This window comes from Bacteroidales bacterium (assembly GCA_018334875.1).
In the GTDB taxonomy this organism is placed as follows: domain Bacteria; phylum Bacteroidota; class Bacteroidia; order Bacteroidales; family UBA12077; genus JAGXLC01.
This window is the reverse complement of sequence record JAGXLC010000158.1, coordinates 1-9,210: the sequence shown is the minus strand read 5'-3', so window position 1 is coordinate 9,210 and position 9,210 is coordinate 1. Positions and strand designations below refer to the sequence as shown.

Annotated in this window: 7 protein-coding genes; 6 read left to right on the top strand and 1 reads right to left on the bottom strand. The window is 43.1% G+C overall.

Annotation, left to right across the window (positions count from 1 at the left end):
- The 4 genes from KGY70_12635 to KGY70_12620 form a co-directional block, all read left to right on the top strand.
- On the top strand, positions 1-716 hold a 716-nt coding region (locus KGY70_12635), incomplete at its 5' end, for an alpha-L-fucosidase (protein ID MBS3776031.1).
- 291 nt (positions 717-1,007) lie between these two features.
- The gene (locus KGY70_12630) at positions 1,008-1,808 is read left to right on the top strand and encodes an SDR family NAD(P)-dependent oxidoreductase (protein MBS3776030.1); all 801 of its coding nucleotides are present in this window, start codon (positions 1,008-1,010) and stop codon (positions 1,806-1,808) included.
- 13 nt (positions 1,809-1,821) lie between these two features.
- On the top strand, positions 1,822-3,474 hold the full coding sequence (locus tag KGY70_12625) for a BCCT family transporter (GenBank protein MBS3776029.1): 1,653 nt from the start codon (positions 1,822-1,824) through the stop codon (positions 3,472-3,474).
- 3 nt (positions 3,475-3,477) lie between these two features.
- Positions 3,478-4,374: a universal stress protein gene (locus KGY70_12620; protein MBS3776028.1), complete on the top strand. Its 897-nt coding sequence runs from the start codon at positions 3,478-3,480 to the stop codon at positions 4,372-4,374.
- 527 nt (positions 4,375-4,901) lie between these two features.
- On the opposite strand, the gene dnaG is transcribed toward KGY70_12620, so the two are convergent.
- Positions 4,902-6,863: a DNA primase gene (dnaG, locus tag KGY70_12615; GenBank protein MBS3776027.1), complete on the bottom strand. Its 1,962-nt coding sequence runs from the start codon at positions 6,861-6,863 to the stop codon at positions 4,902-4,904.
- 705 nt (positions 6,864-7,568) lie between these two features.
- Here dnaG and KGY70_12610 point away from each other — a divergent pair.
- Both KGY70_12610 and KGY70_12605 read left to right on the top strand, forming a co-directional pair.
- Entirely contained in the window at positions 7,569-8,195 is a 627-nt protein-coding gene (locus KGY70_12610; GenBank protein ID MBS3776026.1) for a SagB/ThcOx family dehydrogenase, read from the top strand.
- A 239-nt stretch (positions 8,196-8,434) separates the two neighbouring features.
- On the top strand, positions 8,435-9,210 hold a 776-nt coding region (locus KGY70_12605), incomplete at its 3' end, for an SAM-dependent chlorinase/fluorinase (protein MBS3776025.1).

Here is a 9,210-nt window from a genome sequence, read left to right as displayed (position 1 = left end):
GAAAGCTTGAACAGAGTGAAAATGGCTTCATCAAGTCGAGGGTAGTCAGTCAGGACATCAAAATGGATGAGCTGGTTGAGAAATGCCGGGAAGAGCAGCCCGGGCTGATTGTGGTGGACCGTGCAGTGCCGGGACCGAATCAGAATTATCTTACCCCGGAAAACCGGGTACCTGAAAAGACCTTGCCTTATCCCTGGGAGTCCTGCATCATTTCCGGGGGTGGCTGGTCGTATACCCCCGATGCCAATTACATGAGCGGTCGTGAAGCCGTGCATATGCTTATCGACATCGTGGCCAAAGGAGGGAATCTGCTGCTGAATGTTGCCCCCGGCCCGGACGGCAACTGGCAACAGGGCGCCTATGACCTTCTGGAGCAAATAGGCAACTGGATGGATGTCAATCAGGAGGCCATATATGATTCGGAGCCCATCATGCCGTATAAGGAGGATAACATTTGTATGACCAGGCAGCCCGACGGCACAGTGCATTATTTTTATCTGGCCGGGCCGCAGGAGGAGCTGCCGGAAACGGTTGAAATCAGATCGCATAAACCTGTACCGGATGCTGCGGTTACTTTGCTGGGAGCCGATGTGGAGCTTGAATGGAAAGAAAAAGAATACGGATTCGAAATTCATGTTCCGGAAGAATTGCGAAACAGTCCACCCTGCAAATATGCATGGACATTTGAGGTTTCCGGGATTCAAAATGATTTTTAATACCAGACACGCTTTCAGAGCTGCCGTGCTAATGTCAAGGTTAAACAGGGTTACCCCGCCAGTCCGGGTAACCCTGTGCTTTTACCGGAGATATTGGATTTGAAATTTTGTTTTCCTTATTTTCTTTCTAACTTTGATTGAGCTTTTAAATGCCCATCCATGACAATGGGTTTGTGATGAAGGAGTTTTTTGGGGGCATGCTTTTTTATCAATTGAAAATGTAATAACTTGAGGAACTGGAGCCATTCTTCTTCATTTTTTAGTTAAGTTGAACGCAAAAAATTTTATAATATGAGCAAGAATGTATTCATTACCGGATCAACGGACGGAATAGGCAAACAATCGGCTATTGAGCTGGCTAAGATGGATTATCATGTAATCATTCACGGAAGAAGTGATGATTCGGTCAATCAGGCCATAGAGGATATTAGGAAGGAATCGGGTAAGGATGATATTACAGGCTATTCAGGTGATTTTGAAGTACTATCGGAGGTAAAGGATCTGGCAGATAAAGTAAAGAAGGATTATGACAACCTGGATATTCTGGTCAATAACGCAGGTATTTTTCAGAAAGAAAGAGAGCTGACGAAGGACGGATTTGAGAAAACCTTTCAGGTGAATTACCTGGCCCATTTTCTTTTGACCCATCTGCTTATGGATCTGTTGGAAAATGGTGAAGGAGCCAGGGTAGTGAATGTTTCTTCCATGGTTCATGCTACAGCCATTGATTTTGATAATCTTCAGGGTGAGCAGTCATTTTCGGGAAGCGCAGCTTACGGTCTCTCAAAGCTTTGCAATGTCTTGTTCACGTATAAGCTTGCCAGGGAAAAGCGGGATTCCAATGTAACCTCCAATTGTCTGCATCCGGGTGTCATCAGTACCAAACTTCTGAAACAGAATTATGGAGATATTGGGGCAGCCGTTGAGGAAGGCGCCCAAAACATTATTTATGTGGCCACTACAGATGCTATTGAAGGGGTATCGGGCAAATATTTTGTCAATCAAATGCCGCAGGGCTCGGCCACAGTTACTTATGAAACCAATGTACAGGATAAATTGTGGGAAGTAAGCCAGGAAATGCTAAAGGGATAAATATTTACGTTCTATGGATCGGAAGAATGAGGAAGAGAATCAGGAATTAAAGGGAATAAGGAAATATTTTGATATCCATCCCCCTGTTTTTTGGCCGGCAGCAATCCTGCTGGCTGTTTTTATTGCCATAACCCTGATAGTAGGGGATCCCATGGAAAAAGTGTTTGATAATACCCAGAACTGGATATCCAGCAATTTTAGCTGGTTTTTGGTTTTGGCAGTTAATTTCTATCTGTTTTTCGCACTTTATTTTGCTTTTTCCAAATTTGCCACGATCCGGTTGGGAGGCAGAAATGCTGTTCCTGAGTTTAGCCGCGGATCGTGGTTTGCCATGCTTTTTAGCGCGGGAATGGGTATAGGTATCCTGTTTTGGAGTGTTGCCGAACCCCTTTTTCATTTCACCGATCCTCCGGTGGGAGAGGGGGAAACCATTGCCGCCGCCCAGGAAGCGATGAAAACTACATTTCTTCACTGGGGTCTGCATGCCTGGGCCATTTATACGCTTGTGGGCCTGGCACTGGCTTTTTTCTCATTCAACCGCAACATGCCCCTGGCATTTCGCTCCATATTTTATCCCATACTTGGCGAAAAAGTGTACAAATGGCCCGGTGATGTGATCGATGTGCTGGCTGTACTGGCCACACTGTTTGGTTTGGCCACTTCACTCGGTCTTGGTGTTAAGCAGGTAAGTGCCGGACTGAATCATTTGTTCTCCTCACCTGACACCCTCACGACCAGGGTGCTTCTTATCGTGGGGATAACCGGTGCTGCAACCATCTCCGTGGTTTCAGGCCTGAATCAAGGGGTAAAGAAACTTAGTGAGATGAATATCAACCTCGGCGCCATATTATTGGTATTTATACTGATCCTTGGACCTACTGTATTCATATTGGATTCCTATGCACAGAATCTGGGCAATTATCTCTCAGGTTTTTTCGACAAGAGCTTCTGGACGGAGAGTTACGAGCAAACCCAATGGCAAAATGACTGGACCATCTTCTACTGGTCGTGGTGGATATCCTGGTCGCCGTTTGTGGGGATGTTTATTGCCCGGATATCCCGGGGGAGAACCGTTCAGGAATATGTACTGAGTGTACTGATTGTACCTACATTGCTGACTTTTCTGTGGATAACGGCTTTTGGTGGTTCTGCCCTGTTCCTTGAACTGAATGGAACGGCGGATATCATCTCAGCAGTACAAGAGAATGTAGCCACCTCCATATATAACCTTTTTGAAAATTTCCCGCTGGCGGAAGTAACCAACTTTGCCGCGATTGTTTTGGTGATCAGCTTTTTTGTAACTTCTTCCGATTCCGGTTCTCTGGTGGTTGATGCATTTACTTCAGGAGGTAAATTAAAGTCGCCTGTTACCCAGCGGGTATTTTGGGCTTCCATGGAAGGTGCCGTAGCTGCCATATTGTTAATCGGAGGGGGTTTGAAAGCATTGCAGACGGCTGCCATAACCACGGGATTGCCATTTGCCATAATTTTGATCATTATGGCTGTAAGCTTGCGCAAAGGATTGAATAAAGAATATGAAAAAGAAGAACTGCACAGGAAAGCCAGGGAGCGCGAATCTTACAAAGAACTTGTTCAGAAGCTGATTGGGAAAAAACAAGATAATGGGTCGGACAAAACCGATGAAACGGATGAAAAACAATCATAACCTATGCATACCATAAAGAATTTAAATACCATGCTTGTCTGTCTTGATCTGACGGAAATTGACCGGTCTCTGATCAGGTATGCCTCCTATCTGAGCCAGGCACTGGAGCTGAAGAAGGTCATCTTTTTCCATGCCATTCAGGCTTATGACCTGCCCGATAAGTCGAGTAAAAAATTTCCGGATCTGGAAAGCGACCTGAGCACAAAAATAAAGTCGGAAATCAACAGTGTGGTCTCCAGTCATTTTAAAAGAAATATCAATACCGATGTGATCACGAGGATTGAGAATGAGGATGCTGCCAACGTAATTATTGATTTTACCCGCAAGGAGGAGGTCGATCTTGCCCTTATCGGTCAGAAATATGGTGAGGATCGCTCCGGGCATTACGGGCACAAGATCGCTGCAGAGGCATTGACCGATCTGATGTTTATCCCCGAGGACCCTGAGTTGTCTCTGAATAAGATATTATGTGCGGTAGATCTCTCAAAGGTTTCGGAAAAGGCTTTCAGGCGTTGCCTGGATATTTCCAGAGCTGCAGATGCTCCAATCATCTGCCATTATCTGTATGATACCCACAAGAGTTATTTTCCTGCCACAACCATTCGAACAAAAGGCGTGATGGAGAAAAAGATCCGTAAGCGATTCAGGAAGTTTCTGAAGAAGTTTGATCTGACACCGGATGATGTGGAATTGAGATTAAGGGTTAATGAAGAATTCAAGAGCCAGGCCGAGAAACTGTACGATGAAGCCGAGGATCAGAAAGTTGATCTATTGGTGGTAGGGGCAAAAGGGAAAACATCGGTCGTAACCAGCCTGCTGGGGAATGTTACGGAAAGACTAAGGAGAATGGAGAAACAGATGCCCGTGATGATCATGAAAAATGTGAAAACGAGGGAATAAATGTAGTACCTTACTTTATATTTTCGCTCTTTTTTTTGGCAGAAGATGAAATTCTAATATTCAAATTCTAAATTCTAAATTCTAAACTCTAAACTCTAAACTCTAAATTCTAAATTCTAAACTCTAAATTCTAAATTCTAAATTCTAAACTCTAAACCCTAAATTTTAAACTCTAAATTCCCCGCCTTCCAGCGGGCAGGTAAATCCTAAACAAATACTAATATCCAATCCGGCAGCTAACGGAGATCAAAACATCTTGTTCAAACTTAGTTAAAATAGAACCGAAGATTTTCATGAGTGTTCTTTGCATATTGGTTTGTTTTGAAATTTCTTTGTTTGGTCATTTGATATTGTTTAGAACGTTTGTTTGGAGCGTAGCGACAAACAAACCTCACGAATACCTTTAAAAATAATTATTAGATGAGTAATTTCGAAATTAGAAATTAGAGTTTACCCACTACATTTCCCGTCAGACGGGACAGGCTGTGATATCGCTACGCTAAGTTCCCGTTTATCTGGTCTAGGTATTACCGAAACACCACCCAACCCCGGTCTTTGGAAATTGAATTGATGGCCTGGGCAATGGTTTGGTATTCCTGTTGAAGTTCCCCGATCTTTTCCTGATCCTGTCCTTCTTGTTGGGCCTGTTGTAGTTCTTTTCCCTTATCTTTCTGGGCCTTCTCCAGGATTTTTCGCTTATACGCAATGATGGCCTCCGGAACCAGCATTTTAAGCTTCATATCTTCTGTTTCCACGTACACCCCGCTTTTCTTTTTGAAAAATTCACTCAGTTCGTAGGCCGGGCTCAGAAGATCAGCGGCAAGCTTACTGATCTGTTCGTCGCTGTGGTATATGAAATGGCTTTTCTCCGGATGGGCTCCTCTATTCAATATCTCCAGGTACTCTTCAAAAATTTGTTTGTAGATCAGGTTTTTGAATTCCAGCTCGTCGTTCAGTATCTCTTTGATGATATACTGTGCTACTGTAAGCGTTTTGGTATCGCTGTATTTATCTTCCTTATAGGTGTATAGCTCTTCCTCACCGTATTGCAGCAACAACCGGATGATCTCCTTCTCCTGGATTTCGGAATAGACTTCTTCAATAAAGGCCGGCACCGATGTAAGGTTTTGGTTGTTTTTTTCTTCTTTGTCACGTCCGGCCTGTTCTCTTTTGTGTTTCTGGCGGGCCCTTTTGTTGCGGATTTTGTTGGTCTCCTCATAAAGTACCTTCTCGTCAATTTCCAGAATGCTGCTGCAGTTTTTTATGTACACCGTCCGCATGATTCCGTCGGGTATCATGGATATGGAGCGGACAACATCATTGATCAGATTGGCCCTTTTTACCGGATCGTTTTGAGCTTCTTCCGAAAGCAAACGCGTTTTAAATTGGATGAAATCTTCTTCATTCTCTTCAATATATTGAACCAGGTCCGAGGCACTATGTTTTTGGGAAAACGAGTCGGGATCTTCGCCCTCGGGGAGAAGCAGTACCTTTACATTCATCCCCTGCTCAAGAATGAGGTCGATCCCTCTTAATGATGCTTTTATGCCTGCCGGGTCGCCGTCGAAAATAATGGTGATGTTGGGCGTGAACCGTTTTACGAGTCTTATCTGGTTTTCCGTCAGAGAAGTACCGGAGGAGGCCACCACATTTTCAATGCCTTTCTGATGCAGGGCAATCACATCGGTATATCCCTCCACCATATAGCATTTTTCATTTTTGGTGATGGCTTTTTTGGCATGATAGATGCCGTAAAGGATATTGCTTTTGTGGTATATCTCCGATTCAGGTGAGTTGATGTATTTGGCTGTTTTTTCGTCCTTTTTCATGGTCCTCCCGCCGAATCCGATCACATTCCCGGAAAGGCTGTGTATCGGGAACATGATACGGCCCCTGAAGCGGTCATAACGTTTATCTTCCTTTACGATGGTAAGTCCTGTTTTTTCCAGGTAATCCTGTTTGAACCCTTTCTTGAGCGCAGCCTGTGTAAAGCTTTCCCATTGGTCCAGGCTGTAGCCCAGGTCAAATTTATCGATCATGTCCTCCCGGATGCTTCTTTCTTTCAGGTAGCTGAGTCCTACTGACCGGCCTTCCTGATGGTTTTTCAGATTGTCATGAAAATGTTTTGCGGCAAAATTGGTTACAATCTGCAGGCTGTCTTTGATGTTTTTTTGTTCAATCTCTTCTGCGGACAGCTCTTTTTCTTCTATTTCGATATTGTATTTGTTTGCAAGGAATCGCAGGGCTTCCGGATAGCTCAGCCCCTCATGCTCCATGATAAAGTTGATCGCATTGCCCCCTTTTCCGCAGCCAAAGCATTTAAATATCCCTTTTGATGGAGATACAGTAAAGGAAGGTGTTTTTTCGTTATGGAACGGACACAATCCCAGGTAATTGGTTCCCCGTTTCTTCAGGTTAACAAAATCCTGTATAACATCCGTAATTTCAGCGGTTTCAATTATTCGTTCAGTGGTGCCTTTGTCAATCATTCCGATACAGTTATTGGTTTTATATTCAGGCTTTAATAACTCCTACCCGTACTACTAAATTAATAAAAATCAACCTGAATAACGATAGTTTTTATGAAACGTGTATGGATGCACTCCATCCTTTATGGTGAACCATTTTATCCTGCATAATTCAAAAACGAATCCCGCTGGTAAGCGGGAAAGTTTTTGAATGTGGGATGATTTGCGGGAGGGATGCAGGCAACCCCGCATTAGAAAAACCGGCTTTTTTGCGAAATTTATTGAAGCAAAAAGCCAGGTTTTTCAATAGCGTCAGAAACCCGCATCCACTGAGTTTTGCTACAAGAAAATGATTAATATGCGGGTTCAATGGGGATTGATCTGAATTGCTCAAGTTATGCGGGTATATTATATTGTATTACAGAACTTTAATGAACTTGAAAAAGAATTAATTATTCTAGAATAATTCGGGTTATAATGACTTTTGTACACATAGATAAACTTTATTATTTTTATCGTTATTGAAAAAGAAGTGTCCGTTGTTTAAAATATTAGTCCGGTATAAAAAGCCAGATATTAGCTGATAAGGCTCTAAGCGGCTTTAGTAGATGTTTGAAATTCAATAGATAGTTCTGTACAATTAGCTAAAAACAGCTGCGAGAGCCTTTTTAGACTAGACTCAAATATATCAGATTAACGCATGCTAATTTTAAAAAGACCTACATTATGGATAAGATCAAATTACCGGCAAGAAAGATAGGCGATAGGGTAAATATCGGTCATGCACTGCAGAAGAGAATCTCCTGCAGGAATTATGAGCGGAAGTCCGTTACCTTGCAGCAACTGGCTAATATGCTTTGGGCAGCACAGGGGGTCGTCAGTCAAAGTTTCACTATGCGCCGAACCGCACCCTCTGCAGGGGCCACTTTCCCGCTGGAAATTTTCGTTGCTGTAAGAAAAGAAGGAGTGGACGGACTGGATCAGGGCATTTACCAATACATCCCCAAAGAACATGCTCTTAAGCAGATCAATGAGAAGGATGTAACGGAAGAGCTTGTTAAAGCCTGCTTTAATCAGGATTTCATACAGAATGCGGGGGCGAATCTTCTTATTGCTGCTGAATTTGAAAGAACAAAGGAACGGTATGCTTCCCGTGGTGAAAGGTATGTTTACATGGAGGCCGGCTCGGTTACTCAGAACATTTCCCTGGAAGCTGTTGAGCAGGGCATGGGAACAGTTATTGTCGGTGCTTTTGATGATGACGCTGTTCAGAAAATCTTTGGATTGGAAAAATGGTACCCGTTGGCTGTTATGCCTGTGGGTCAGCCAAAGGATAAGAAGATATATGTATAAAGAGACCTTTAGCAAAAAAGCTGATTAGTAATTTTAAACAAGTTCTTATTTATTATTAGTCGGAGTGTCATATTACCTATATGAAAATAGAAGATTTTCATGAGTGCTCTTTGCATATTGGATTGTTTTGAAATTTTTTTGTTTGGTCATTTGACATTGTTTAGAATTTCGAAATTAGATATTAGAATTTCATTTTCTGCCAAAAACTGCAAGAAAATAAAAAGTAAGGGACTAATGCTGTGATGAAAACCGATACCCATCGCCTCATAACGTTAACTACAGATTTTGGATTGCAGGATGAATATGTGGGATTGATGAAAGGAGTGATCCATTCGATCAATCCCGACATACCGGTAATTGACCTGACACATTATATTCCCCCGCAGGATTTGGAGTGGGCCGCATATATGATTTATTATTCCTTTAATTATTTTCCTGAGGGAAGCATACACGTTATCGTTGTAGATCCCGGTGTAGGGGGAAGCCGGCCGGTTAAACTGCTCAAACTGGCAGGACATTATTTTCTTTTCCCGGATAACGGAGTAATGACGAAACTTGTTCGCCTACAAGAGCCTGAAGAGATATGGAACATCAGCAATTCGGATTATTTTTTGCCGGAGATCAGCAATACCTTTCATGGGAGGGATATTTTTGCCCCGGTTGCCGCCTATCTGAGCAAAGGAGTCCATCCCGGCAGGCTGGGAGAGGCATCTGATGAAATGAAAACCCTTTCTTTGCCGCGGCCCCAGGTGAAGGCAAATGAGATTACCGGTCACGTCATCCATATTGATCGGTTTGGCAATCTGATAACCGATATTGAACAGCGTATGGTTGATAAGCTTTCTGTATCCTATAATTCGCCGGCCATTCACCTTTCCCGGGAAACCCTTGCAGGTATCCAAGAGTCCTATAATGAAGTAAGGGAAGGCGAAGCCCTGGCCATTTTCGGATCAAAAGGCTTGCTGGAAATATCTGTAAATAAAGGGAGTGCCGCGAATGTGCTGAATATGGATAA